At 71.1% G+C, this 24022-nt stretch carries 34 protein-coding genes; all 34 read right to left on the bottom strand.

Annotated features, from left to right (window positions below; all coding sequences use genetic code 11):
- Positions 1-52 precede the first annotated feature (52 nt).
- A complete protein-coding gene (locus F4556_RS25615) occupies positions 53-1183 on the bottom strand; it encodes a PP2C family protein-serine/threonine phosphatase (RefSeq protein WP_184919980.1) in 1131 nt (376 codons plus the stop codon).
- A 31-nt stretch (positions 1184-1214) separates the two neighbouring features.
- Positions 1215-1355, bottom strand: coding sequence for a hypothetical protein (locus F4556_RS25610; protein WP_184919978.1), 141 nt, complete (start codon positions 1353-1355; stop codon positions 1215-1217).
- Between the two features lie 19 nt (positions 1356-1374).
- Entirely contained in the window at positions 1375-1869 is a 495-nt protein-coding gene (locus tag F4556_RS25605) for a hypothetical protein (RefSeq protein WP_184919976.1), read from the bottom strand.
- The gene (locus tag F4556_RS25600; RefSeq protein WP_184919974.1) at positions 1866-2423 is read right to left on the bottom strand and encodes a hypothetical protein; all 558 of its coding nucleotides are present in this window, start codon (positions 2421-2423) and stop codon (positions 1866-1868) included. Before F4556_RS25600 ends, F4556_RS25605 begins: the two co-directional genes overlap by 4 nt.
- Positions 2424-2504: 81 nt before the next feature.
- Entirely contained in the window at positions 2505-2804 is a 300-nt protein-coding gene (locus F4556_RS25595; RefSeq protein WP_184919972.1) for a hypothetical protein, read from the bottom strand.
- A 260-nt stretch (positions 2805-3064) separates the two neighbouring features.
- Positions 3065-3361 carry a hypothetical protein gene (locus F4556_RS25590; RefSeq protein ID WP_184919970.1) on the bottom strand — a complete coding sequence of 99 codons (297 nt, stop codon included), beginning with the start codon at positions 3359-3361 and terminating at the stop codon, positions 3065-3067.
- A 152-nt stretch (positions 3362-3513) separates the two neighbouring features.
- Entirely contained in the window at positions 3514-3867 is a 354-nt protein-coding gene (locus F4556_RS25585) for a hypothetical protein (protein ID WP_184919968.1), read from the bottom strand.
- Between the two features lie 44 nt (positions 3868-3911).
- On the bottom strand, positions 3912-4256 hold the full coding sequence (locus F4556_RS25580) for a hypothetical protein (RefSeq protein WP_184919966.1): 345 nt from the start codon (positions 4254-4256) through the stop codon (positions 3912-3914).
- 159 nt (positions 4257-4415) lie between these two features.
- Positions 4416-4784, bottom strand: a complete 369-nt coding sequence (locus tag F4556_RS25575) for a hypothetical protein (protein WP_184919964.1) — start codon at positions 4782-4784, stop codon at positions 4416-4418.
- A gap of 91 nt (positions 4785-4875) precedes the next feature.
- Complete coding sequence (locus F4556_RS25570; RefSeq protein WP_184919962.1) at positions 4876-5244, bottom strand: hypothetical protein; 369 nt, start codon at positions 5242-5244, stop codon at positions 4876-4878.
- Positions 5245-5316: 72 nt separating this feature from the next.
- The gene (locus tag F4556_RS25565; RefSeq protein ID WP_246511086.1) at positions 5317-5943 is read right to left on the bottom strand and encodes a hypothetical protein; all 627 of its coding nucleotides are present in this window, start codon (positions 5941-5943) and stop codon (positions 5317-5319) included.
- Between the two features lie 140 nt (positions 5944-6083).
- Entirely contained in the window at positions 6084-6431 is a 348-nt protein-coding gene (locus F4556_RS25560) for a hypothetical protein (protein ID WP_184919958.1), read from the bottom strand.
- A 115-nt stretch (positions 6432-6546) separates the two neighbouring features.
- Positions 6547-6987: a hypothetical protein gene (locus F4556_RS25555; protein ID WP_184919956.1), complete on the bottom strand. Its 441-nt coding sequence runs from the start codon at positions 6985-6987 to the stop codon at positions 6547-6549.
- Between the two features lie 124 nt (positions 6988-7111).
- Positions 7112-8605: a DNA cytosine methyltransferase gene (locus F4556_RS25550; protein WP_184919954.1), complete on the bottom strand. Its 1494-nt coding sequence runs from the start codon at positions 8603-8605 to the stop codon at positions 7112-7114.
- A gap of 11 nt (positions 8606-8616) precedes the next feature.
- Positions 8617-9162: a hypothetical protein gene (locus F4556_RS25545; protein ID WP_184919952.1), complete on the bottom strand. Its 546-nt coding sequence runs from the start codon at positions 9160-9162 to the stop codon at positions 8617-8619.
- A 61-nt stretch (positions 9163-9223) separates the two neighbouring features.
- Positions 9224-9700 carry a hypothetical protein gene (locus tag F4556_RS25540; protein ID WP_184919950.1) on the bottom strand — a complete coding sequence of 159 codons (477 nt, stop codon included), beginning with the start codon at positions 9698-9700 and terminating at the stop codon, positions 9224-9226.
- 59 nt (positions 9701-9759) lie between these two features.
- Positions 9760-10194 (bottom strand): hypothetical protein, encoded by a 435-nt coding sequence (locus F4556_RS25535; protein WP_184919948.1) that lies wholly within the window; start codon positions 10192-10194, stop codon positions 9760-9762.
- Positions 10195-10283: 89 nt separating this feature from the next.
- On the bottom strand, positions 10284-10406 hold the full coding sequence (locus F4556_RS39175; RefSeq protein ID WP_281403665.1) for a hypothetical protein: 123 nt from the start codon (positions 10404-10406) through the stop codon (positions 10284-10286).
- On the bottom strand, positions 10403-10606 hold the full coding sequence (locus F4556_RS25530; protein ID WP_184919946.1) for a hypothetical protein: 204 nt from the start codon (positions 10604-10606) through the stop codon (positions 10403-10405). Before F4556_RS25530 ends, F4556_RS39175 begins: the two co-directional genes overlap by 4 nt.
- Positions 10599-11423, bottom strand: a complete 825-nt coding sequence (locus tag F4556_RS25525; protein WP_184919944.1) for a hypothetical protein — start codon at positions 11421-11423, stop codon at positions 10599-10601. Before F4556_RS25525 ends, F4556_RS25530 begins: the two co-directional genes overlap by 8 nt.
- 48 nt (positions 11424-11471) lie before the next feature.
- The gene (locus F4556_RS25520) at positions 11472-11876 is read right to left on the bottom strand and encodes a hypothetical protein (RefSeq protein ID WP_184919941.1); all 405 of its coding nucleotides are present in this window, start codon (positions 11874-11876) and stop codon (positions 11472-11474) included.
- Between the two features lie 87 nt (positions 11877-11963).
- Entirely contained in the window at positions 11964-12353 is a 390-nt protein-coding gene (locus F4556_RS25515) for a hypothetical protein (protein WP_184919939.1), read from the bottom strand.
- Between the two features lie 97 nt (positions 12354-12450).
- Positions 12451-13353, bottom strand: coding sequence for a helix-turn-helix domain-containing protein (locus F4556_RS25510; RefSeq protein WP_184919938.1), 903 nt, complete (start codon positions 13351-13353; stop codon positions 12451-12453).
- 49 nt (positions 13354-13402) lie between these two features.
- The gene (locus tag F4556_RS25505; protein ID WP_184919936.1) at positions 13403-14542 is read right to left on the bottom strand and encodes a hypothetical protein; all 1140 of its coding nucleotides are present in this window, start codon (positions 14540-14542) and stop codon (positions 13403-13405) included.
- Between the two features lie 302 nt (positions 14543-14844).
- Complete coding sequence (locus tag F4556_RS25500) at positions 14845-15960, bottom strand: AAA family ATPase (protein ID WP_184919934.1); 1116 nt, start codon at positions 15958-15960, stop codon at positions 14845-14847.
- 30 nt (positions 15961-15990) lie between these two features.
- Positions 15991-16353: a hypothetical protein gene (locus F4556_RS25495; protein WP_184919932.1), complete on the bottom strand. Its 363-nt coding sequence runs from the start codon at positions 16351-16353 to the stop codon at positions 15991-15993.
- A gap of 211 nt (positions 16354-16564) precedes the next feature.
- A complete protein-coding gene (locus F4556_RS25490) occupies positions 16565-17125 on the bottom strand; it encodes a hypothetical protein (RefSeq protein ID WP_184919930.1) in 561 nt (186 codons plus the stop codon).
- Between the two features lie 308 nt (positions 17126-17433).
- On the bottom strand, positions 17434-17685 hold the full coding sequence (locus F4556_RS25485; RefSeq protein ID WP_184919929.1) for a hypothetical protein: 252 nt from the start codon (positions 17683-17685) through the stop codon (positions 17434-17436).
- A gap of 29 nt (positions 17686-17714) precedes the next feature.
- A complete protein-coding gene (locus F4556_RS25480) occupies positions 17715-18572 on the bottom strand; it encodes a peptidoglycan-binding protein (RefSeq protein WP_184919926.1) in 858 nt (285 codons plus the stop codon).
- Between the two features lie 65 nt (positions 18573-18637).
- Entirely contained in the window at positions 18638-19423 is a 786-nt protein-coding gene (locus F4556_RS25475) for a peptidoglycan recognition protein family protein (RefSeq protein ID WP_184919924.1), read from the bottom strand.
- Positions 19424-19479: 56 nt separating this feature from the next.
- Positions 19480-19839: a hypothetical protein gene (locus F4556_RS25470; protein ID WP_184919922.1), complete on the bottom strand. Its 360-nt coding sequence runs from the start codon at positions 19837-19839 to the stop codon at positions 19480-19482.
- Between the two features lie 140 nt (positions 19840-19979).
- Positions 19980-21989: a hypothetical protein gene (locus tag F4556_RS25465; RefSeq protein ID WP_184919920.1), complete on the bottom strand. Its 2010-nt coding sequence runs from the start codon at positions 21987-21989 to the stop codon at positions 19980-19982.
- A 2-nt stretch (positions 21990-21991) separates the two neighbouring features.
- Positions 21992-23086 carry a hypothetical protein gene (locus F4556_RS25460; RefSeq protein ID WP_184919918.1) on the bottom strand — a complete coding sequence of 365 codons (1095 nt, stop codon included), beginning with the start codon at positions 23084-23086 and terminating at the stop codon, positions 21992-21994.
- On the bottom strand, positions 23086-24018 hold the full coding sequence (locus F4556_RS25455) for a hypothetical protein (RefSeq protein ID WP_184919916.1): 933 nt from the start codon (positions 24016-24018) through the stop codon (positions 23086-23088). The genes F4556_RS25460 and F4556_RS25455 overlap by 1 nt, the downstream gene beginning before the upstream one ends.
- Between the last annotated feature and the right edge of the window lie 4 nt (positions 24019-24022).

Here is a 24022-nt window from a genome sequence, read left to right as displayed (position 1 = left end):
GTCCACTTCGCCGGGAAGTTCTCAACCGGTGGACGTCGAGCGTTTTCGCAGGTCAGAGCTTCGGAAGGGCAACAACGAGGGCGGTCGCGTTGTCGGCGTGCTCGTCTCCCGGGCCCCGCCGGCTGATCGTCCGAGCCCGCTCGACCGCGTCGCTGACCAGCACCCCCGCGGCGGACTTCGCCGGGTACTGGTCGAGGACCGTCGCCGGGTAGGCACCGAACCCTCCGGCCAGCCGCCCGCCGGTTTCCTCCATCGGCTGGTAGGCACCGTCGCTGCACAGCAGGAGACGGTCCACGCGGTCCCGGCTGACCGTCAGCTCGCCGATCTCCCCGTAGCCGAGGTCCGACAGCAGGTTGTGGTGGTCGTGGGGGCCCACGGGCTGGTTCCGGGACCTCTTCCTCTGGGCCAGGTTGTGGTCGGTGGTCAGCAGCTCGCCCAGGCCGGTCGGGCTGATCGCGTAGGCCCGGGAGTCGCCCGCCCAGCCGACGCGCAGGCCCGTCCACGTGGGGTGCCAGGTCACGACGACCGCCGTCGTGCCCGCCACCCAGCTGCCGGTGCTCTCCATCCAGCCCGGCACCGCGTCCCGCCCGAGCCTGATCGCGTGGCCGGGCGTGCCGGTGGCCGCCGCGGAGCGGGCCAGGAACGGCGCGAAGTGCTGGACGAACTCGGCAACCTCCTCGTCGTCCCCGATGCCATCGCAGACCACGAACGCCCAAACTCCGCTGGCCCGGTTCCGGTGGACGGCGAAGGCGTCGCACTGCTCGTTGCGCAGGCCCCGCGACTGCGCCGCGGAGACGACCGGGCCGCCCGGGTGCACCCACCGGGTGGAGTCGGCGAGGACGGACAACCGGGTGATCTCGTGCCGGGTGAGGTCCTGGTAGGTGCCGTCAGCCCGGCGTCGGCCGGTGACGAACACCGAGCCCCGGAACAGCGGGGCCCGTCCGCCGCCGGCGAGGCCCGTCCACAGCTGCTGGGCGTAGCGGTTGCTCTCCTCCTCGAACGGCCCGTTGGCGTGGTGCAGGATGTACGGGCCGATCGGCAGCGAGGAGTAGCCGGGTCCCAGGTTCGACTTCAGCACGGACTGTTCGGCCGACGTGTGGACGACCACCGGGCGGCCGACGTGGCCGCTGAGTTCGTCCTGAGTGCCGTCCGGGTCGACCGCGAAGGCGAAGGTCTTGATCATGTCGTTCAACTCTCTTGTCGTTCGGGGATGTTCAGGTCAGGGTGATCAGCGCCTCGTGGGCGTAGACGCAGTCCTCGCAGCACAGTTCGCCGAAGACCCAGTCGACGAAGTCGCCGGGTTCGACGGTGAACTCGCAGCGGGCGCAGGTGATGTCGTGCTGGGCGACGAGCACGGCTTCGACCCCTTTCCGGTCAGATGGGCTGCCGCACGACGCGCTCGTGGCCCCTGCGGTACAGCTCGGGCCGCGCCCGCCGGCGGTGATCGTGGACCTCTCGCCACGGGCGGGTGACCGTGACGACGGCCCCGGAGTCCGCGATCAGGGCCATGCCGGCGAGTCCGTCGATCACAGTCCGGGCGAGGTCCTGGCGGGCCTTCCCCGGAGGGACGGCGTGCAGGCCGGTGTGGAAGGCGGGGTTCGCGCGCCAGGTGATCCAGTCGGCCGCCGGGCACTCGACGTTCCAGCGTGTGCCGATGTCGACCGTGCCGAGCAGGTCCTGTTCCTCGGTCCAGCCAGGCAGGGCGTACAGGTCTGCCGGACAGCCGTCCTCGCCGAGGTGCGGGATGCTGCAGGCCGCGTCGCTCAGGTACCAGCAGGCATCGCGGGCCGCGTCCGCCGGGTCCAGGCCAGCTGCCTCCGACCACAGGCCCGCGTGCAGGCTGACGTGCAGGTCGATGCGGATCTTCACGGCCGAAGGGGGTCGGAGAACTCAGTACGCAGCACCCCGACGAACCTCTCGATGATCTGGCGGCGCCCGGCGTCCAGGTCGGTGGGCCACCCGTCGTCGTCGGCCGCGCCGAAGAACAGGACCGGTCCCCGGAGGTCGAGGGCGGGGCCGCCCGGCAGGACCTCGGCGAGGAGCGAGGCGTAGTCGTTGACCGGGCGGTCGGCACCATGCCGGAGGACCGCGAGGCTGAGGACCGACACTCCGTGGACGCATGCGGCCAGGCCGACGTACTCGACTTCACCTTCGAGGGTCTGGGAGGCTGCGGCCTGGCGCTGCGGGCGGCCGACCGGGAGGTTCACCGGCCGGGCGGTTCCATTCGGCCCGACGAGCAGGGCATTGGGCTCGGCTGCGGTGAACTCGTGCGCCTGGTAGGGCAGCGGCTTGCCCGCAGGGTCGTCGTCGACCCGTACGGTGCAGCTGCCTTCCGGCCCGCCGAGCACCGTCCCGAGTCGGCCTTCGTGTTCTCCTGCGGTGATCCGGACTCGTCGGCCTGCGGGCACTGCGGTGGTGGGCATGTCGGTCTTCCTGCCTGGTGATGGTGGTGTCGGGCCGCTCAGCCCGGGGGCCGCGCTGTGCGGCCCCCGGGCTGGGCGGGTTCAGGAGACCGGCGGGTACCAGACCTCGATGGCCTCGTAGAGGGCCTTGTGGGCGCTGCCCGGGATGTGGCCGCCGGCCAGGAAGGTCCCGGTCACGGTGTCGAGGTGGGCCTTGCGGGCGTCCAGGAGGGTGAGATCCATGCGGACCTCGCCCGGCTGGCCGCTGGGGGTGAAAGCGATCTTGACGGTGCGGTCGTCGTCCGGGGTGACGTCCACGAACACGGAGTTGAGGACGGCGCGGGCCTGGACGCCCGGGTTGTGGATGAACGTCGCGGTGTTCTCGGCGAGCTGGGCGTACACGGGGTTTCCCTTCTTGAGTGGGGGTGTCTCCCCCACCTCCTACTTAGATTCTATACTCATTGAGATGGCGTATCCACTCGGAGAGCAGCAACTTCCGTATGGGACGCCCGAGTTGCCCGAGGGCCATGGGCACCCCGCCTGGGATGCGCGGGAGCGCGCCGGGCCGAGGCGGGGGACTCCGCCGACGGTCGGCGGCCCCACCCCCGACGCGGGACCGGCCGCCCGGGGGCCGCGCGGCGCGACCCCCGGGCTGGGGCGATTCAGGAGACCGGCGGGTACCAGGCGTCGATCACGTCGAAGAGGGCCCCGTAGGCGCCGCCTGCGGCCTGGTCGGCCGGGAAGATCCCGGTCACCATGTCCAGGCGGGCCTTCCGGGCATCGAGAAGGGTGAGGTCGACGCGGACGCGGCCCTGCTCGAAGCTGTCGCCGAACGCGATCTTCACCGTGCGGTCGTCCTCCGGGGTGACGTCGACGAAGACGGAGTTGAGGACGGCGCGGGCCTGGATGCCCGGGTTGTGGATGCGGGCGGCGACGATGGTGGCGAGGCCGGTGTACATGGGCTTTCCCTTCTCAAGCGGGGGCGTCTCCCCCTGCCTTACATTCTAGATTCTATACTCTCTCAGAGTTGGTGTCCAACTCCGATCTCATCAACTCGGCTTGCATGAAGTCGAGTTGGCTGCATCCGCGTGCCCGCGCGAGGGCCGGGCCCTCAGTGGCCGAGCTGCGTGGCGATGGCGTCGAGGACGGCCCCGGCGCAGGCGAGGTGGAGCAGTGCCGCCTCGTGCCCGTCGCGGGCGGCGGCGACGGCGAGGTCGACGGCGGCGGCGATCACCGACTCGGGCACCGCCGCGAGCCACTGGGCGTACGGGACCGATCCGCCGACGCCCTCCCATGCGGCATGGGTGGCGCATTCGGCGACCGCGGCGGCGTAGGCGGCAGGCATGGCGGCGAGGTCGTGCGAGCGGGCGAGGCGGGCGGCGAGGGGGGTGAGGTCGGGGGCGCCGAGGAGCGCCCGAAGGGCGGCCGGAGCGGTGGCGGTGGCGGTGGCGGTGGCGGTGGTCATGGTTCTCCCAGGTGGGCGGCCCGCCGAGGGGCCGCCCGGGGCGGTCAGCGGGCGTCGAGGCGGGGGTCGGTGGCAAGGAGGCCGAGGCTGAGGCGGGCGGTGCGCAGCTGATTGGCGCCCGCCCACGGGTTGACGATGGTCCGGGCTGCGCCGTCGGCGAGCAGGAGGAGCAGAGCGGGGCTCACGTCAGCGAGCCAGGGAGTGAAGGACTGGCCGCCGGCGGTCTGGCTCCAGGTGTCGCGGAGGGCGGCGCTCGCGGCTTCGGCGGCGATTGCGGCCTCGTCGGCGGCGAGGTCGTAGTGCTGGCCGATCCAGGCCGTGAGGGTGCCGTCGAGCAGGTGGGTGTGGAGGCTCGACGCGGCCTGGGCGGTGTCGGTGGTGATGGTCATGATCTTCCCTACTGCCGGTTTCCCTGATCCCTATATCTAGATTCTATACTCTCAAGCGAGTGGGTGTCCACTCCCCGGTGATTCAATCCCCATGGAAGAAAGGGAAGTTGTGGCACTTCCACGAGCACCCGCGCTACCGCCCCCGGGTGCGAGGGGCGGTCAGCAGCCGCAGACCGGGGCCTTGACCATGAAGCAGGCGGGGCAGGTGCTCGCACGGACAGCGGCGGCGGCATGCGCGTTGCGGGCCGCCTGGATGTGCGCCTGGCGGTCCGCGAGGCGTGCGCGGGCACTCGCCTCGCACCGCTGGCGTTCCTGTCCGGCGAGCCAGTCTTCCCGGCCCAGTTCGCTGCGCTCGGCCGGGGACAGGGCCCTCCACGCCGCGCCCGTCGCGCGCATGGCCTCCAGGGCGAGTTCGAGGGCGCGGATGCCGGCTTGCCAGTTGTTCAGGTCGACGGCCCCGGCAGCGCCCAGGGCTGCGTACTCCTGGGCGGCGGCAGTGCGGTAGGCGGTGACGCGGGTGGTGGCCACGAGGATTCCTGTCAGGCGATTGTTCGGACGGGTTCGGCGGGTCGACCCGGGGCCCGTCGGCCGGGGCATCCCCGGCCGACGGGCGCTCGGCCTACTGGTTCCAGCTGGCGAAGATCGCGGCCCACCTGGCTTCCTCCGCCGCGGCTTCGGCCGCGAGGCGGGCCGGGTGTGCGGCGGCAATGGCGTCCAGCCGGGCGATTTCGCGCTGGTTCTCCGGCTCCCAGCGCAGGATGAGTCCGCCGCCCGGGTTGGGCTCCTCCTTGAGGTAGGCGTCGAGAGCGGCGTCCGGGTCGGGGTGGCCGGCAGAGAGGAACCAGAAGGTGTTTTCGTCGTAGCGGACGCCCCACTCGTGGTCGAAGTCCTCTGCATCTTCGTCGCCGTCGGGTTCGAAGGCGTAGAAGCCGATCGACCAAGTTCCGTTCTGGCTCTGCCAGGTGACGTTCTCGCGGTACAGACTCACTGGGTTCCCTCCCCTTGACCTTGTAGTTAGATTCTATACTCACTCCTGTTGATGGGTCCACTCCGGGGAGGTCTAATTGCCTTTATTTTCAACCAAGTTGGCTTTCACGCTTCCAGCCCCAAGGGGTGCGGGCCAGCTGACTCCGGCGAGGGCTCGGCGGTACTGCTCCGGCAGGTCGACCACCGGGTGGCCGAGCCAGTCCCGGCCCATGTGCGCGAGGATGCAGGCGTCGGCCTTGTCGTAGCGTCCGGCGCCGTCGCACTCCAGGCCGTACCTCTCGGCGACGGCGTCGCGAACCATGCCCTTGGCGACGCGGGCGCGCACCGTCTTCGGGTGCTCCTTCGCGGGGTTGGCGACGCCACAGGCGTAGATCGTGCGCTGGACAGGCGGGACCTGCGCATAGGGGATGTGCCGGCGCCACAGCTCCTGGGTGACCATCCACCACAGTCCGGCGAGTTCGTGGTGCCCGGCCTGGGCGCCGTGTCCGTACGCTGCGCCTTCCACCACGACGAGGTCGGCGCGGCGGACCCGGTCGGTGATCGCTTCGAGGTGCCAGTCCAGGCGGGCGTGGCCGCGCATCCCGGTCTTGGGGCGCAGGGCGTCCGCCCAGTCCGGTCCGGCCACGCCGGTGGAGGTGAGGGACAGGTCGAGGCCGATGACCAGGGGGACGGGGCCCCTGGCCGTGCTGGTGGTGCTCATCAGAATCCTTCGGGTGGCCACCCGTGGCCGCCCCATCCGGGCCGCGGGTGTGTCTGCTGGTGGGTCGGGTTGAGGTCGAGGGCCCGCATCGTTCCCGGCGTCCGCCGGGTGCCAGCACGGTGCGGACCCACGACGGCGGGTCAGCGGTTGTTCAGCTGCTCCATGAACTCGCCGAGTTCGGCGAGGCGGCCGATCGGATCGTTGTGGCCGCCTTCGGCGCAGGGCCGGTGCAGGTCGAACGTGATGGTGTCGCCCTCTTCGTCGGTCGCCCATCGCAGGTACCAGCCCGGGGTGCCGTGGAGAGCGGCCCGGGCGGCGTAGAGCTCACCGGGAGTGGTGAAGGTGTGCTCCCAGCTCAGCAACGCGGCCGGGTCGGCACCGAGAACGTTCGAGGCGTGGCTGTGGGCGTAGCGTTCGGCGTCGGCGGCGGAAGTCCGGTCGTCGTGGCGCTGCTCGGTCCGCTCTGCGGCGAGGGCGTGGGCCGCCATGTCGGCGAGTGTCTGGTCGTACGGCAAGGTGACGGTTCTCCGTTCAGGGGGTTGGGAGGTGGGCGGCGGCAGCCAGTGGCTCGGGGAGCGCGCTCGAGCGGCGGGCGCAGGCCGTTCAGGCGGCGAAGGCAAGGGTCAGCTGCCCCTCCGCCTCGGCAGGCTGCTGCTCGGCGGTCGCCTCGGCAACTGCCCGGCACCCCTCGCACTTCTGCTCACCGAAGACGTGGTGCTTGTCGACGCCGGCGGTGGTGCCGCAGGTGTCGCGGGCCTTCCCGGGCAGCGGCAGGTCCTCCTCGTCCACGCCGTCCGCGGTGACGATGACCTCGCCGTCCAGCCAGATTCGGCCTCCGCACACGCCATCGAACTTCCGCGCGTGGGGTGCGACCTGGCTGATGCACTGGGCGCGGTGCGGGCAGGGCGTGCAGTTCGGCAGGACCGGCGCGCAGATCCTGGTGAGGCCGTCCTTCGTCTTCCACTTCCCCTCGGCGGGGCTGTAGCGGGGGTCGCGGAAGCAGGCGGGCATGAACAGGTCGGTGTCGGGCAGGGCGGTGAACACAGGTCGGGGGGCTTTCTCGGTGGTGGCCGTCCGCGCCCCGGTCGGGGCGCGGACGGCGAAGGTGGTGGTGGTCAGGAGGTGGGGCGCCGACGCGGCCGGGACGGCGAGGGGGCCGGGGGGCCGGTCACAGGACTTCCAGCAGTTGGCGGCCGATCCAGCGGGCGACGTTCACGCTGACGGCGTTGCCTGCCTGCATGGTCTGTTCTGCGCCGTTGCCGAGCACGATGTAGCTGTCCGGGAACCGCTGTCCGGCGAGCTGCTCCTTGGGCTTCAACATCCTGAACCAGCAGTCGGCGATGGACTCTTCGGTGACGACGATCGCCGCCGACTGCTTGGTGGACAGGGTGTGGAAGGGCATCCCGGCGTGCTTGGGCGCGGCCTTGCGGTACGGGACGACCAGGGTGTTGCGGTCGCGCGGGTCGATGTGGCCGCCGGGCAGGACCAGGCCGTGGTGGTTGCCCTGCGCGGTGACGGCGGCCAGCGGGCTGTGCACGCTGGAGGCCGTGGAGTGGTTGCGGTACTCCACGACGAACGGCGACGGCGGGGTCAGCAGTGCCTCGGACTCGCGAGTGGTGCGGGTCCGCAGCGGCTGGCCGACCGGGTACGGGGTGGTGTTCCACGAGCCGCCGGTCGGGACGAGGAGGGCTTCGCCCTGCTTGGTGGAGCGGGTGGGCATCGGCCGCTCGTGCAGGGCGTAGGCGCGGTCTCCGCCGTCCTTGCCGTGGGTGAGGGTGACGGAGTACGGGACGTGGGGGAACAGGGCCATGCCGGCGCGGATGCGGTCCATGGTGGTGTCGGCCAGCGGCTTTCGGCGTGACCCGATGCGCTTGCCGAGGTCGGTCCAGTCGATCGCGGCCGAGGCGGGACGGACGAACGGCTCGACCAGCGCCTGGTTGCAGCGGGAGTTGGGGCACCTGTAGTCGTACTTGACGCCGTACTTGCCGATGGTCACCGCCGGGTCCCGCCACGTCTGGACGGCGTTGACGTGCTCGCCGCACTCGAAGCAGAACGCGGCCGGCGAGGGGGTGAGGTTGGGCTTGCGCATCCCGCGGCGGGTGAAGGTCACGTAGATCCGGTCCCGCCACTGCGGGGCGTGGAGGTTGTCGGCGTCTCCAATGTGGGCCGAACTGACGGACGTTACTTGGTAGTTGTAGCCGAGGGCCTGCATGGCGGCGATCCACTGCGGGAACAGCACCCAGTCGGTGGCGAACTCGGTGACGTTCTCCACGACGATCGCCCGGTACTTGTGCACCTCGGCGGCTCGCACGACGCACCACGCCGTGACCCTGGTCTTCTCGAAGGCGGCGTCGGGCAGGGTCTTGAACTCGTCGTCGCCGTCTGGCAGTTCGAAGGTCTGGTTCTCGCGGGGCCGCCCTCCGGCGGGGCTGATCTCGGTGCAGATGACGCTGGCCCACAGCACGTCGGCCTTCGGGAGATAGCGCATCGGCAGGGCACTGACGTCGATGCGCAGGTGGTCGGCCTTGGTGTGGTTGGCGGCATGGGTCTCCAGGGCGAGCGCCCAGTGGTTGACCCCCAGGACGAGTTCGAGCCCGGCTTCGACCAAACCGGTGCTGGAGCCGCCGGCGCCGCAGAGGAAGTCGATGAACTTGACGGACACGGTGACTCCCCTCAGCTCTCGTTGCGGCCGGACAGGGGGCAGGAGGGCGGGGGTGCCTGGCTGCCGGGGGCGTCGCCCTGCTCCAGGTGCTCGCTGTCCTCCTCGCCGGAGGGACTGAGACGGCAGGTGACGGCCGCGATGGCGTCGGCGGCGTCCGGGTTGTCGAAGATCAGCCGGTCGTGGATGTTCTCCAGCGAGACCACGGCGTCCCGGATGCGCTCGCGCAGGAGCGTGACCTCGTCCGCCAGCGGGACCTGGGTCCGGACGGCGGCGGGCGTGACGCGGCTGGCGGCGTCCTGGCTGTCGGCGGTGTCGTACAGCTCGTCGCGGTAGGGCTCTATCGCCTTCGCCCAGTGGTTGGGGCCCATGACGATCTCGATGTCGCCGACAACGGCACTGGCGGGCCGGACTCCGTGGAGGGCCTGGTGGGCGAGCCGGGCGAGGAGGTCGTCGTGGGGCGAGGTGACGGGTTGGATTACGGGCAGGGCGCGGAACCCGAGCCGGGCGAGGAGGTCGTCGTCGGACGGTGCGGGTTCGGCGTTGTGGTGGTCGGTCATCGGAAGTCCAAGAGGTCAGGTCGGACACTTGAAGTGTCCCCAGGCAAGTTGAGGGTGTGGGTCAGTAAACGCGGATGCCGGTGTGCTCGACCGACCGGCGGAGGAAGGCCAGCCAGGGAACCCAGTCCCTGTAGGTGGCCTCGATGTCGGCCCGCTGTCCGGCCGGAGCGGCGTCGTAGGCGGCGAGCGCCGCCGTGACCTCGGCCGGTGCGATCAGCCAGCCGTCGTTGCCGTTGACCTTGTAGTGCGGGATGCCCCGGATCTCCGCTTCGGTGGCGCTCATCCTCGCGGAGAAGGCGGCCTGGATGGCGGCGAGGTTGGCTTCCTTGCCCGGCACGACCTGATCCGGGCCGGTGAAGTCCCCGGCCGTCAGGTCGAAGGTGCTGAGCAGGACGTGGTCGGGCACCGGCGGATCGGTGAGCATCCCGAAGTCCCTCATGACGGTTCGGATCACGGCCGTCTGCCCCGTACTGAAGAAGTGCCAGCAGGTGCGGTCGTCGGTGCCGTCGGTCTTCTCGATGTTGAACTCGAAGCCCATCAGGTTCGTCTCCGTTCGGGGCGGGCCGCCGTTGCGGCCCGCCCGGTAGGTCGTGGTGGTCAGTGGCTGCGCAGGCCGAGGAAGTCGCCTGCGGTGTGGAGGAAGTCGATCCACCCGCCCCAGTCGTCGATGCGGGCGACGGCTGCGGCCCGCTCGTCGCGCGGGGCCTGCTGGTAGGCGTTGAGGGCGGCGGTGATCTCGCGTGGGGTGATCAGCCAGCCCTCACCGGTGGAGAGCTTGTGCCGGGGGATGCCGGCGGGCTCGGCGGCCCCCGCCTCGCGGAGGGCTTCGACGAGGGCCTTGGTGGCGGAGTCGTCCACGGGGCGGCCCTCACGGAAGGCGCTGTCGAAGGCCGTCTCGGCGAGGCGCAGCACGTCCAGGTCCTGGATCATGCCGAAGCCGTCCATGGCCCGCAGGACTGCCGCGTGGGTGAAGTGGTCGAGGAAGTAGACGGCGGAGTACTCGTTGCCGTTGAGGCGGTAGGCCCTGCCCATCGAGGTGCCTTTCGTGTGCGTGGTGGAGGTCTGTAGGGGTGGCCCCGGCCCGCGTTCGCGGGCCGGGGCGTGGTGGCTGTTCGCCGGGTTCAGAACTTGGTGCGGGTCTGCCGGACGGACCTGGGGATGCGGACGGCGATCCAGAGGGCGTACACGCCGCCCAGCAGCGCGAGCACGGCGAGTGCGAGGGCGGCTGCTTCTACGGCGTTCATTCGGTCTCTTCCGGGGTCGCGGTGTACGTGGCGGTCGTGGTGTCCAGGTCGGCGTGGCCGAGCCGGTCGGCCGCCCGCCGGCGGGGCCCGGCCGCCGCCGGCAGGGGCCGCAGCTCCGGGGAGGCCCACAGGAGGTCCGAGACGCGCTGGAGGGCCGGGTGTACGCGGTCGGGCGGCGGGCCGGGGGTGTTGTCAGGCATGCCGGTTGGCCTTCCGGGCCGGGCAGTCGCGGGCGGTGTAGAAGCGGACCATGGCGATGTACAGGCCCTTCGCGTCGCCGATCCGGTGGAGGTACTCGATGCCCTCGCGCAGGCGCCGCTCGTCCTCTTCCGTCTCGGGGTGGGCGAAGGGGCAGTAGCAGCGGACGCCGAGGCTGTGGTCACCGGGGATCAGCTCGGCGAGGGTGACCTGCACGACGACGAGGCGGTCTCCGTCGGCGAGGACGTAGCGAGGCCAGTCGCGGCTGGCGTGGTGCTGGATGATGTCGCCGGGGAAGCTCTCGGCGATCTCGGCGGCGCGCTGCGCGGCTTCCGTCACGGAGCCGAGGGGCTGGGTCGGGGCGTAGGCGGCAGGGCCGTACTCGTGGACGGTGGTGAGGGTGACGACGGCCGAGTGGGGAACGGGCTCGGGGAGCATGCCGCGGCTGACGAGGAACGCGTCGATGGAGACCATGAGCGGGGCGAGGAACGCCCCGTGCGGCGCGTCGGGCCCGGTGGGCGTGGAGTCGTAGACGACGTGGTGGACGGTCGGGTTGTCGTCACTCTCGCGGACGACCAGCCACTCGGTGATGCTGTCGATGTGGCTGGGCAGCCCGCCGGCTTCGGCGCCGGGGCCGATCGCCAGGTGGGTGCCGTCGGGCAGCTTCGCGAGGATCAGGTCCTGGCCTCCGCAGCCGTCGATGTCGGTGACGAGGCCCCGGCGGCGAAGCGGGGTGATCAGGGGCTCGTAGATGGCATAGAGGGCAAGCCAGGCGGGGTCGCTGACGCGGTTGTGGTCGGGCACGGCTGCGAGTGGCACGGGGTTCTCCAAGAGGTCGTCGGGCGGTGGTGCTGGTGGTCGGGTGGGTCAGGTGAGGCGCAGGAGGCGGCGCAGCAGGTGGCTGCGGCGGGTGCGCGGGTCCGGCATGGCGGGTGGGGGCGGGAGGTAGCGGGCGAGGACGCCGAGCAGGGGGTCGGGGTCGGTTCCGAGGTGGTGGTACCGGCCGAGGAGGGTGGAGTCGTAGAGGGCGGTGCGGTGGCCGGTGGGCAGGGTTCGGATGGCCTTCCAGCCGGTGGTGCCGCTGGGCTTGCGGGCGGTGGCTCCGCCGACTCCGTCGTCGGTGATGGCGAGGAGGGAGCCGTCGGGCAGGTGGAGGTGGAGGCTGGCGTGCTGGCGGCTGGTGGCGATGTGGAAGGTGACGCCGCGGTGGCGGGCGAGGTCGACGATCGGGCTGTACCAGGGGGCGAGGACGAGGTGGTTGGGCGGCGTCACGGCGGATCTCCAGTCAAGCGGGGGACTCTTGATTGAGTTCCCATACAAGTCGTGGCCGGGGGGACTGCGGCCCCCCGGCCACGGGGGTCAGGCGGCCTGCGCGGCGGTGTGCCGGTCGGCCCAGGCGGTGAGCGCGTCGGCCATGGCGCGCATGTTGAGCGCGGCGACCCGGGCGTTCCCGATGTCGAAGCGGTTCGGCTCGGCGGGCAGGTCGCGGCGGCCGTGGCCGAGGGAGGCCACGAACTGGTCGACCCGCCAGGAGAGTTCGGCGGCATCGCTGTCGGCGGCATCCTCGTCCGGCGCGGCCTTCACGCGACCGGCCAGCTGGGCGATTTCGTCGAGGTCGCGGTCGACGTCCTCACTGCCGGCGCGCTCGATGGCGATAGCCCGGACGAGCGGGTCGAGGATGCTGCTGTAGTCGAGGGCGTAGGTCCAGCGGCCGTGGGAGTCGTTGGTGGTGATGAGCGCGGGCAGCATCTCGATGTCCTTTCCTGACCGAGGGGGCCTCTCCCCATCTCGTGATTAGATTCTATACTCTCTCGCAGGGGTGGCACAACTCTCGGACTCCCGTTATCTACTCGTAATATTTGCTGCGTTGGCGGGCTCCCCGTGCAACTTCCAGCGCCTTCGCCTTCGCGCTCTGCACCTCCTCCGGCCGCTCCTCGGCCTGTCGGCGCTGCGCCGCGCCATCACGCAGGAACTCCTCCATCCGCGCTTGCTCGGCGCGGTGCGCCTCCTCGCGACGATGCCTCTCCTCCACCTCCCGTTCCACCCGGGCGCTGGTCCCGCACGCCCGGCAGTTCTTCGCCACCCGCTTGTGCCGTGGGCACGCCCGGCCCGGCCTCCCCTCGCGTGGCGGACCTTCCCCTGCGGCGTCAGCCGTGGGGGGTAGGGGGGTAGGAACGACAGAGGTAGGAACAGAAGGAAAGAAAGGGGTTCCCCCGGGGGAACTGACTGGGTTCCCTTGGGGGAACTGACTGGGTTCCCCCGGGGGAACCCAGGACCGGTCCGGTGATGGGTCGCCCTGGGGGAACCCACCGCGCTCGGCGGCCCGCGCCTCCCGCTTCTCGACATCCACGTAGGTGCGCGCCGGGGCCGCCGGCTTGGAGCGGGCGACACCCGGCCGGGCGAGCCGGGGGTTGCGCGGCGCCGTGGAGGCCGCCTTGCGCCGCTCGTGCAGCTCATCCGTCTGCGGCAGCGTCGGCAGCACCAGCGGGAACACCCGGTACACCGCCGTCCGGCCGATCTTGCCGACCTCGATCCGCTCCACCAAGCCCTTCTTCACCAGCTGGGTGACCAGTGTGATCGTGCGCTTCTCGCTGATCCCGGTCCAGGCCGCCAGCCGGTGCAGGCCCGGCCGCGATATGCGGGTCTCCTCGTCGGCGCTGTCACAGATCTTCATCAGCGCGAGCTTCTCCGTCGGCGTGACCATGTCCGGCGGCAGGTAGGCCGCGATGAGCATCAGGTGAATCGACATGCGGGCCTTCCCCCTCGGTGGCGCGGTGCGGTGCGGTGGCGAGCCCTGCTCACTCCCGGGCCGCCCGTACGTCGATCCGGCGGGACGCCTTCTTGGTGACCGTGCGCAGCGGCACGGCGATGCCAGCGGAGACGAGGGCCTTCACCATCCGGTCCGTGTCCGGGACGGTGGGGATGGGTGCGTCGAGGCTGTCGAAAATCTCGATCATGGCCCGGATATCGGGCTCCTCCGCCTTCTTGTCCTCGCCCTGCCAGGCCAGGACGTTGCGGCCGTACGGGCCCGCCTTCACGCCGTCGACGGCCCGGCGCACGAACTTCTTGACGCGGTCGGCGTCCGCCCACTCGCGGTGGGCGTTGACGTAGTCCGCCAGGTGCATCGCCACGTCGGCGTCGTTGTGGACGATGTTGGCCTGCACCGGCCGCCCGCCCGCCGGCTGGCCCCAGCAGGCCGTGGCGAACGGGCAGAAGTCGCACTGCGCGTCGATGCCGGGCCCAAGAAACGTGCGGTGCGCTTCCTCGGGGTGCTCGGTGTCAGCGATCCGCTCCAGCCACCACACGGCCTCTTCGGCGATCTCCGGGTCGTACGGGACTTCCTGGATGTACTCCTCGCCGTTGTCGCGGCAGATGAAGCGCAGCCGGATCCGCTCGACGCGCAGCGGGCCGAGCCGGGCCAGAACCCGCTGCCCGCCGTCGTCGGAGAACCCTCCGGTGGACAGGAGCCGGGCGTACGTCATGACCTGGCGCAGCTCACCGGCGGTCGCCCCGTACCGCAGCACCTCGTCCCAGCGGTAGATGGTGCGGGTCTTGATGTCCTCGACGGTGATCACGTCGGCAGGCACCTTGGGGCGCAGGCGGCGCGGGAGCTGGCGGGCGGTGACCCGGTCGAGCTGAACCACGTCGATGCTGCCGCGGATCGCCGCGTCGGCGACCTTCTTCTCCACCAGCCAGCCGAACTCCCGGCGGGCGGCGGTCGTCAGCCCTTCGTGGATGTAGGTGCCGAGCATCGCGGCGGGGCTGACGACGTGGTCGGTGCGCTCCCAGCCGTGGTAGATGTACGCGGCCCGGCGCTCGCACACGAGGTCGGAGGCGCCGAGCTGGCGCTGCCGGGACCGGGGCCGGGCCTGATCGGCGGCGTCGGCCGCGACCCAAATGGACGGCGACTCAGGCCGTTCCAGAACGGGGGTGGACATGGGTGTACTGCTCCAAGAGGTCAAGGGGCGAGGCGAGGCCCCGTGTCGGGGCCCCGCCCCGGAGAGGGGACGGCTCTACCGCAGGCCCGAGGCGAGCGGCGGGCAGTCGCAGCCGCCGACACAGGCGCAGCCCGCGCAGCCTGGGCACCAGTCCTCGGGAGGCCAGCCGCATTCGGTGCAGCAGTCGCAGCGGGCATGGCAGGCCGCGCCGTGGCACAGGGGCGCCGAGCGGAAGTCGCTGTTCATGGCTCGTACGGGCAGGTCCGGGCCCGCCCTGTTCGGGGCGGCCCGGCACGGCTCCGCTACGCGGCGGCGGGTGCCGGCGTCGAGGTCGGCGGGTCGCCGAGGACTTCGGCGTCGGCTTCGGCCTGCTGAGCCTCGGCGGCGGCCCGCAGCCGGGCGGCGTCGCTGTCCGGGGCGTCGTCCATGCCCGGCTTGGGGGCTGCGAGTTCGGCGACCCGCGCCCTGACGGCCCCCCGGACGGTGTTCCACTCCGGTTCGGTCAGGCCCGTCTCCGCCCCGGCGTCCAGTTCGGTCCACAGGGCGAGGCAGTCGTCGCGGCTCGTCGCAGCGGTGATCCGCTCCATCCACGGGCCGGTGCGATCGCCGACCAGCACCGGCATGTCGCGGGGCTGGCTGGCAGTGGAGCAGCCCAGCAGGTCGAACACCAGCCGCTCGACGGAGAAGCCGGGCAGCGGCATCGGCTTGCCGCTCTCCACGCGGAACCTGAGCGTGCGGGCCTTGACCAGCTCGGGCGTCTGGTCTCGCCGCATCCGGACCCAGGCGGACACGTCGAAGCCGATGTCCTTCTGCGCGCCGACCTTCCACTCCCGCACGACGCGGCGCCGGTCGTCCAGCAGCGGCTGCCCGTCCTCGCCCGTCGCCGAGATGTCCCTGCCGCGGGCGAGGATGATGGCGATGCCGGGGAACGTCTGCATCGCCTGGATGATCCGGTACCAGCGGTTGGTGCTGTCGTTCCAGAGGTTGCGGGTCACATCGACGTTGGCGTCCGGGTCGTTGCGCAGCTTGTCGCGGTTGCGCGCGGTGCGCTTGGCCCGCTCGTTCGCCCAGTTGGACAGCATCCGCCACAGGGCAGTGCCGGAGTCGATGACCAGGACGACGGGCTTCTCTCCGGCTGCGGCGGCCCGTTGGGCCTCTTCCCGGATGGCCTCGACCTGCTCGGCGATGTCCTGGTAGGTGCCGTCATGGTCGATGACTTCGTAGCGGGCTCCGGGTATCGCGCCGTACTCGTCGGCGGAACCCTCGGACAGGTCGATGACGTACATCTGGCCGATCCGCTCCGAGGCGGAGAGCGCGAACGCCGAGTACGTCTTGCCGGCGCCTTCCTCGCCCTCGATCAGGAGGAACGGGTAGGGGATGACGCAGGTGGGCTTACGGGACTTGATCTTCGGTGGCACGGTGACTTCTCCAAGAGGTCAGGTGGTGCGTCAGTCCGTGCGCAGGGCGCGGACTTCGATATGTGGGGCCCACTCGGGGTGGCGCTCGATGAGCAGGCGGGCGTAGCGCGACCTGTAGTCGTTGTTCAGAGCGAAGTCGTCGGCGCTGAGGGTGGCGCGGCCGTAGCTGTAGCGGACCAGTTCGAAGAGCATGCCGAGGCTGATCTTCGAGAAGCGCGCTTCGATGCACTCGGCTGTCAGCCGCTCCAGTTCGGTGAGCACCCACGGGTTGAGGTCGTGGAACTGCTCGAACCGCTCCTGGATCGTGCCGTGCCGAGGCTCTTGCGGGCCGGGCAGGACGACTTGGCGGACGGCCTCCAGGCCGGGCAGGTGGTCCTGCGTGACGGCAAGCACGTGCTCTCTCCCCTCGACGTGATGGGGATACTACGAAGATTCCCCATACAAGTCGAATCCCTTGCCGACACCCCCTCGCGGGGAGCCGGCGGGCGCCGCCCTCGATGTCTCAGCGAGGCGAAGGTCGCACTGTCATGGAAACCTCCCAGTCTCGATCGGCGAGCCCGTCGCTCACCTCATGCCTAGATTCTATACTCTCTCCATGGGATGGTCAACTCTTCTTCGCGACACCCCTGGTCAAGATCACCGAACCGGGCCCGGCGTAAGTGCCCTCACGCAGGCTCTTCTCCACCTCTGCGTCGATGACCAGCGGCTTGGCCTTCGGCGCCGCGTTCATCCGAGCGGCCCCCTCAAGGGCAGTGTCCAGCAGCCACAGCGGGGAGCCGGACAGCTTCCAGTCCGGCGCGGGAAACGTCCCCGTCTTGAGCGCGTGGTCCAGCCTCGGCAGGCCGTGCATCGCGTCCTCGTCGACGATCATGGCGACGAACTCCTGCTTGCCCACGATCGGCGGCAGGTCCGCCAGATGCACGGCAAGGGCCGACACCAGACTCCGCCCCGGGGCCTGCTCCCGCAGCAGTTCCTCGACCACCGCCATGTTCGGCTCCTTCGGGCGCGTGAACCGCTCGCCAAGCGCGACCGCGAACTGGAGCGTCCAGTAGGCCCGGCCGCTGATGATCTTCGCGTCCTCGTAGTCCAGCGATCCCCGCTGAAGCCACTGCGCCGTGTTGCGCGGCGGCCCGTCGTAGATCGCCGCGAGCTCCTGCCCGCCCACGATCACCGGCTTCCATCCAGTACCACCCACTGCGCCACTCCCTACACTCTCCGACATGTGAGTATTAAGTCTATGCGGCAGGGTCTCGGAGACCAGGCGCCGAATTCGGGGTGCTAGAGTCGAAGGTCCAAGAGGTCGGGCCCCCATTCCATACGGAACGGGGGCCCAACTTGTCTCCGGGGAAGTACGGTCTTGCGACCCCTTTCGGCTCGCCCCGCGACTGCGGAAGGCGGGTTACTCGTGGGCGGCACACCCCGGCGAGCGCGGCCGGGCGGATCACCGAGCAGCGATCCACCCGGCCGCGAGGGTCACTGCGGCAGGACGGCCTTTCCGCCCGGGTATGCCGGCGGCTTCGCGTAGCCGAGCAGCCAGCCCCAGCGCGGCGACACAAAGTGCTCCGCGAGCCGGAACAGCGCGTAGTACGCGAAGGAGACGACCGGGAGCAGCACCCCGGCGAGCGCAGTCGGGTCGAGGTCGAGGCCGTACCGGGCAGCGGTGACGACGAGCCAGCCCACCAGGGCAGGCACACCGGTGCGCACGAGAGAGGCGTAGAGGTTCACTGAACTCCTTGAATTGGCAGTGGTGTTGGTCAGGACCACAGTCGGCTCCAGGTGGCCGGGCCCGGCAAGCCGTCGGCATCCGCGCCGGACCAGCCCTGGGACCGCTGGAAGCTGGCGACGTTGAGCCGGTCGGCTTCGCCCCAGGAACGGGACGGCCCGACCTTGTAGGCGCCGCCGAAGCCCTTGCGGACGAGCTGCTGGCCGAGCTGGAGGATCGAGTCGTTCTCCCGGCCCGGCCCGAAGACGTCCCGGCCGGGGAACACCGGCGGGCCGGACGGCTGCGGCGGGGTGGGCCGGTTGCCGAGGCGGGCGGCAACGCGGGCCCGGAACTCGCCCATGTCGATGCCGCGGGGGTCCGGCTTGCCCGGCTGCCACTCCTTGTGGGCGATGACGGACTGCTCGGTCCAGCCGTGCGCCCGGCAGATCGCGGCGGCGGCCCGCACCATCGCCTCGACCTGCACGTCCGGCCAACCATCGGAGCCGGTACCGGTGTTGACGCACTCGAAGCCGTAGAAGCGGGCGTTGCCGTCGGTGTCGGCCTGGTCGGCCGGGGGCAGGTTCCGTTCGGCGATGACCGCCGCGAGCACGTCGCCGTCTCCGGCGCCGGCGTGGTTGGTCCGGCCGAAGCCGACCAGGTGCACGCCGCCGTCACGGGCGACGACGCCGTGGCACAGCGGGCCGGGCAGCCCGGCGTAGCCGTCACGGCAGATTGCCACGGAGGCGTCGGTGCCGGAGGTGGCGGTGTGGTGGATCACGATGCCGTGGACCGGCCCCCACGCGCCCTTGTGGTTGCGGTTGTGGGTGCGCCAGTCACCGACCTCGGCGACCGAAAGACCCTCTCCACGAAGGGAGTTGAGGAAGCCGTCGGCGCTCAGTGGTGTAGCCAAGATGGTTCGCGTTTCTCCCCCGCGCACCAAGTGACGATGTACTACTGCCCAGCCAGCTGCCCCGGTCAGGTCACCGGGGCCGACCACGCTGCCGACCACGTCGCGGGCCCAACGACACCGTCCTGGCCGAGGCCCTTTTCGGCCTGAAAGGCGCGGCAGACCTTCTCCGACGCGGGGCCGAACTCGCCGTCGACGCCGATCCGCCAGCCGCGCTGCGCCATCCGCTGCTGCCACGCCCGCACGTCCTCACCGGACGTGTAGTTGCGCAGGTAGCGGCCGGGCCACGCCGGGAACCCGCCCATGGGCGGCGGCGGGGCGACCGGCCCGGTGCCGGCGCCGGGGCGAGGTGCACCGGCCTTCACCCACTCGTAGAGGGGTCCGCCCGGGCAGTCGGTCGGGAAGCCATCGCGGTGGCCGAGGATCCGGTCACCGGCGCCGCCAGAGGCGCGCAGCCACTCGATCGCGTCCCGGATTCCGTTCAGCTGCGCGTCAGTTGGCTGCGTGAGGCCGGAGTCGCCGACCATCGCGCACACGCTGTAGTCCGCCGAGTTGAGGCCCGGTCCGTTCGCGCCCTGGAGGTGGTGCAGGCCCCGACCCTCGAACACCGCGCCGTGCGGGCACACGACGGCTGAGTAGGCCACGCAGATGTACTTCTCCTGCGTGTTGGCCTGGTGCGACGCCTGGAGATCGCGCATCCGCCCGGCGCACCGGCCGTGCTGGTCGGCGGACGCCAGGTCGGAGGGCACGTGCGTACCCTCGTAGTGGATCTTGACTCCCTGAGTGGAGCCGACGTAGGTGAACGCTGACTTCGGGGGGCGGGCGCCCCACTGGTCCCTGCTGATGAGCTGCACGGTCTGCGCACTTCTCCCCCGCGCCTACCTGTGTGTTTCTCCTGGTCAGCCAGCGCCTACGTGTGGCCGCCCTTCGAGAGCAGCCACAGCTGGAGTGCCGCGACGACGACGGGTGCGATGAAGGCGCCGATCAGCCAGCGCCGGGCGGCGGCCGTAGCGTCCTCGGCTGCCTCGCGGGCCCGGACCTCCGCCGCCAGGTCGCGTTCGACCACGGCGAGCCGCTGGTCGGAAAGCCTCTGGTCAGCCGAGTAGACATCCTTGGTGACGGCCTGCTCGATCCGGCCTGCGAGGACCTGGAAGTCGCCGCGAAGGTCGTCCCGGAGTCCGGCGATGCCGTCACGCTGGTCCTCGCGGAGTTGGAGGAGGGCACGCTGGAGCTCCCACAGAGTGGGCTCGGCGGTCGGCGGGACGCTCACTGCAACTCCGAACAGGCGTTCCCCGCGCCAGGATCATCGTACGGCCTACGTCTGCCAAGTCCTCTGCTGACCGGCAGCGGGCGCGGGTGGAGGGCTGGTCACGAACGACCGGCCCTCCACTTCTGCCTGGCAGCCTCTGGTCAGTCGACGCTGCTCCACTCCACGTTCCCGAAGGACAGCCACCCGCCGAACTGCCCGGTCGCGTTCCAGACTTCGAGGTTGCCGTTGGGCTGCACGAAGAGGTTCGCGTTCGCGTTGCTGGGGGTGGCGACGGGGAAGACCTCGCCCGCCTTGGGCCGCAGGTTCGGGTCGTCGATGGTGCCGATGGTGCCGCTGGTGACGCCGGCCGGGACGGAGACGATCCCGCGCAGGGCGACCATGCCGTCGGGCCGCTTCTTCACGGTGACGGACTGCCAGCCGCCGAGCTGGGAGCAGCCCTGTTTGAACGTGACCGGGGACCAAGTGCTCGAGTTCTTCACCAGCCCGTAGCCGACATCGACGTTGCCGCCCTGGACGCGCAGGCCGGTGCTGGTCTGGAGAAGGACCTCCCCGAGGAGGGCCTTGATGACCAGACCGCCCTTGTCGAGGTACATGTTGGCGATCTGGTCGGCGGTCTGGATCATCCATGACTCTGAGGTCAGGTAGGTGAGCGACGTCTTGTAGCCGCCGGTCGCGCGTCGCACGCTCATCTGGATGGCTGCGCCGGAGGTCGTGTCGCCAGCCGTCCCGGACACCACCGCTTCGCCAGCCATCCCGTACTCGCCGGCCACGCCGAGCGTCCAGTTGCCACGGGCGGGGTACGCCGATCCGGGGCAGCCGGAGTTGAGCCACAGCCGCGGGGTGTGGTTGCCGTCGGCGGTGAGCTGGGGGCCGGTCAGGCGCGTCATCGGGATGTTGCCGTCCGGCGTGGAACGGACTTCCGCAGTGAGCCGGGCGGGCTGCTGCTCGGCGACCGCTCCGGAGTACAGCAGCGCGGAGGGGGCCGCGCTGCCGTCGACCGGGTCGGTCGGTGACAGCTGCACTCGTCGGCCGGACGCTGCGGTCCGTAGGACGCCGCCGGTGACGGTTCCGCCCTCGATGGTGACGCCCTTGATGGTGCGGCCGTCAATCGCGTCGGCGGCAAGTTGGGTGGCGGTGATCGCTCCGGCGGCGATCTTGTCGGCGGTGACGGAGTTCACGGCGAGCTTGTCGGCGGTGACCGACAGGGCTTTGATCTCTCGGGCGGTGACGGAGTCGGCCGCGAGCTTCCCGGCCGCCACCGACCCAGCGGCGAGCTTGTCGGTGGTGACCGAGTTGGTGGCCAGCTTCGCCGCGGTGACGGCCCCGGCGGCGATCTCGGAGGCGGTGACGGCCCCAGCGGCGAGCTTCGCCGTGCTCACGGCGCCTGCGGCGAGTTCGGCCGTGGTGATGGCCCCGGCGGTGATCTCCCGGGCGGTGATCGCGTCGGGGGCGACCGTGCCCGGGGTGACCGCGTTCTCGGCGATCTTCCCGGCGACGACGGCGGCCTCGCCGAGCTTCACGGCGGTCACGGCCGCCGCCGCGATCGAGTCGGCGGTGATCGCGGCGGCGGCGACCTTCGCCGCGGTGACCGCGTCGTCGGCGAGCTGAAGTTCCCCGACGATGCCGGCCAGGACTTCCTGGGCGACGACGGGCGCGGGACCGGCGAACGCGGTCGGGGACGGCGTGGACGCCTTGCCGGAGGTCGAGCGGGCGACGAGGACCACCCACACGGGGGTGCTGGTCGGGACGGTGGCGACACCGCCCTGCGGGGTGTCGATGGTGGTGATCAGCGTTGCCGGGCTCGGGGTGTACGAGGCGGCGGTCGCCGCGTGGACTTCCACACGGGCGAAGTCGAGGGGGCTGGGCGCGTTGCCGGCGAAGTGGCCGTCCCAGCCGACCCGCACCCCGCCGAGGGTCGGCGTAGCGGACGGAACGGCCGGGGCGGGCGGCACCGGCCCGTTGACCAGGTTGACGCCGGTGGTGCCGTCGGGCTGCTGGCCGATGATGGCGCGCAGTTGCCCGTCCGCGGTGACGGTCAGCGCCCCGTCGTCGATGGAGGAGTACGCGAGGCGGGAGGAGCGGGACAGTTCCGGCAGGGCCCGTTCGAGGGCGGCGATGCGGGCGGCAAGGTCATCGAGGGGAGTGGGCACGGTCAGGCTCCTGTCGTGTAGGGGGCGGCGAGGCGCAAGGTCGCGGTCTCGGGCTGTTCGCCCTCGGCGGGGTGGAGCGTCCACGCGATGACGCGGGCCCAGCCGTCGAAGTCACCCCACTCGCCGTGGACGACCACCCGCACGTCGTCACCCACGGCCCAGGAGCCGATCGGTGCGGCGGGGTGGTCGGTGACGGTGATCTCCTCGACCCGGGCGGTGCGCTGGCGGCGGGCCCGCTCGGCTCGGGCGAGCAGGGCGAGGGTGCCGATGTCGGTGACGGACGGACGGTCGAGAAGGTGCTCCATCCTCAAGCGGCCGTCACGGACGGCGTCCACGGTGCGGATCGTCGCGGAGCCTTCCCCCGCCCCGGCCGCGATGACGACCTGCGCGTAGTCGTCGGCGTCGGAGACGATCGGGGTGAGGTCGACGATGTTGATGCCGTCCGCGAACAGCAGGTCATCGCGGCGGGTGCCCAGGCGCGGCCATCCGACTGTGATGCGCCGGCCGGGCCGCTCCCCTTCCCAGGCGACGGTCTCCGTCCACTCTGGGCCGCCGTCCAGCGAGGTGGCGTCCCGGATCACCGAGGACAGCTGCGGGAACTCCCACTCCTTGGTGGCGTAGGGCTGTTCGGCGGTGCCGAGCCGGGCCGGGCAGCCTCCAGGCGGCAGGTCGACGCGCACGCCGAGGTCTCCGTCGGGCTGCTCCTGGAGGTAGGCCCAGGCGTCGGCGATGATCCGGCACGGGTCAACTCCCGGGTACGGGCCGCGCCCGCCGAGGTTGCCGTGCAGGTCGCGCCGCTTGCTCGGGTACGAGCCGAACCCGGACGCTTCGATCGGCAACAGCGCGCCTTCGGGCTTGCAGCGCCAGGTGAGTCCGCCCCACATCAGGCGCTGGTCTCGCTCGGCCCACAGCAGGGTGTTGCCGGCGTCGGCCTGGCTCGGCGCGAGGTGCGCGAAGCGGGGGGCCAAGGTGGCGCGCATCTGCCCGGGGCCGTTGAGCTCGGGGCCAAAGCTCACCCCGGACAGGGGCAGGTCGCGGGCCAGGACCTCACCCGTGAGGGCGTGTGTGGTGAAGTACCGGTAGGCCGGCGCGGGCATCAGTAGACACCTTCGATGAACTCAACGTCGAAGATCAGTGCGGTGCTTGCCGACACGTCGCCGCCGCCCTTGGCCTCGTTGTACCGGCCGCACTGCAAACGCAGTTCCTGGGGGCGGCCCCGGAAGTTCGAGTCGAGGTACGGGGCGTCGGAGGCGATGACGTTGATCTTCGACATGTAGGTGATGGTGTCGGTGTCGACCTGGTACTCGTTTCCGTGCCAGCCCGAACCCCAGCGCAGGCGGACGCCGAAGAACGACTCGCCCCAGACGCGCACGCCGGAGAGGGTGGCCACGACGTTGGCCGTCGTCGCCCAGATCGGCACGTCGGTGATGACCTTCGCGTTCGGCGGCCAGTCGTCCTGCCACACTCCGGCCTGCTCCGGGAGCGCGGAGTACGGAAATCCGTTGATGGTGTGGAGCTTCCTGTCCCGGCGCGGGTTGGCGATCCGCCGCAGGTCCGTGATCATGCTGTCGGTGACTGTCGCGCAGTTCGGCGGCTGGGTGATCCTGGCGAGCGGGATGGCAGTCATCCCGGGCGGCACGGTGGTGGTGTTCGCCGAGACGCCAGGGATGACGTGGATGTACCCGATGTCCTGCGTGGCCGGATCCCGGCTCCCCTCATACTCGGGGTCTTCAACTCGCAGGCACACAAGGTCAGTTCGGCCCGTTCCGCCGGTCGGCGCGATCGGGACTACGTGGTCACCGGCGTTGGCCTGGGTGTAGGAGCCCTGGCCCCAGGTGGCCCCGGTGATGATCGCGGAGCCGTTGCCGACGCGCACCGTGGGGCCAGGGGTGAAGGTGGCGCGGACCCTCAGGTCGCCGCCTTCGGTGATGCCCTGGGAACCTCGGCTCAGGTCCCGGATCATCATGCGCAGGGCGCGCGCGGGGTGGGTGCCGCCGGTGACCATCAGGGGCGGCTGGATAAGCGTCATCGTT

This window comes from Kitasatospora gansuensis (genome assembly GCF_014203705.1).
In the GTDB taxonomy this organism is placed as follows: Bacteria; Actinomycetota; Actinomycetes; order Streptomycetales; family Streptomycetaceae; genus Kitasatospora; species Kitasatospora gansuensis.
Note: the sequence above shows the minus strand (reverse complement) of the source record. Positions and strands in the feature narration are given on the sequence as shown.

Excerpts from the sequence above, each read along its gene's own strand:
- F4556_RS25515 (WP_184919939.1), bottom strand. The coding sequence starts at position 12,353 with ATGCTGCCCGCGCTCATCACCACCAACGACTCCCACGGCCGCTGGACC.
- F4556_RS25615 (WP_184919980.1), bottom strand. The coding sequence starts at position 1,183 with ATGATCAAGACCTTCGCCTTCGCGGTCGACCCGGACGGCACTCAGGAC.
- F4556_RS25460 (WP_184919918.1), bottom strand. The coding sequence starts at position 23,086 with ATGCCCGCGCCGGCCTACCGGTACTTCACCACACACGCCCTCACGGGT.
- F4556_RS25510 (WP_184919938.1), bottom strand. The coding sequence starts at position 13,353 with ATGTCGATTCACCTGATGCTCATCGCGGCCTACCTGCCGCCGGACATG.
- F4556_RS25540 (WP_184919950.1), bottom strand. The coding sequence starts at position 9,700 with ATGGGCTTCGAGTTCAACATCGAGAAGACCGACGGCACCGACGACCGC.
- F4556_RS39175 (WP_281403665.1), bottom strand. The coding sequence starts at position 10,406 with ATGAACGCCGTAGAAGCAGCCGCCCTCGCACTCGCCGTGCTCGCGCTG.
- F4556_RS25455 (WP_184919916.1), bottom strand. The coding sequence starts at position 24,018 with ATGACGCTTATCCAGCCGCCCCTGATGGTCACCGGCGGCACCCACCCC.
- F4556_RS25565 (WP_246511086.1), bottom strand. The coding sequence starts at position 5,943 with ATGAGCACCACCAGCACGGCCAGGGGCCCCGTCCCCCTGGTCATCGGC.
- F4556_RS25535 (WP_184919948.1), bottom strand. The coding sequence starts at position 10,194 with ATGGGCAGGGCCTACCGCCTCAACGGCAACGAGTACTCCGCCGTCTAC.
- F4556_RS25505 (WP_184919936.1), bottom strand. The coding sequence starts at position 14,542 with ATGTCCACCCCCGTTCTGGAACGGCCTGAGTCGCCGTCCATTTGGGTC.
- F4556_RS25545 (WP_184919952.1), bottom strand. The coding sequence starts at position 9,162 with ATGACCGACCACCACAACGCCGAACCCGCACCGTCCGACGACGACCTC.
- F4556_RS25585 (WP_184919968.1), bottom strand. The coding sequence starts at position 3,867 with ATGACCACCGCCACCGCCACCGCCACCGCCACCGCTCCGGCCGCCCTT.
- F4556_RS25580 (WP_184919966.1), bottom strand. The coding sequence starts at position 4,256 with ATGACCATCACCACCGACACCGCCCAGGCCGCGTCGAGCCTCCACACC.
- F4556_RS25530 (WP_184919946.1), bottom strand. The coding sequence starts at position 10,606 with ATGCCTGACAACACCCCCGGCCCGCCGCCCGACCGCGTACACCCGGCC.
- F4556_RS25590 (WP_184919970.1), bottom strand. The coding sequence starts at position 3,361 with ATGTACACCGGCCTCGCCACCATCGTCGCCGCCCGCATCCACAACCCG.
- F4556_RS25600 (WP_184919974.1), bottom strand. The coding sequence starts at position 2,423 with ATGCCCACCACCGCAGTGCCCGCAGGCCGACGAGTCCGGATCACCGCA.
- F4556_RS25560 (WP_184919958.1), bottom strand. The coding sequence starts at position 6,431 with ATGGCGGCCCACGCCCTCGCCGCAGAGCGGACCGAGCAGCGCCACGAC.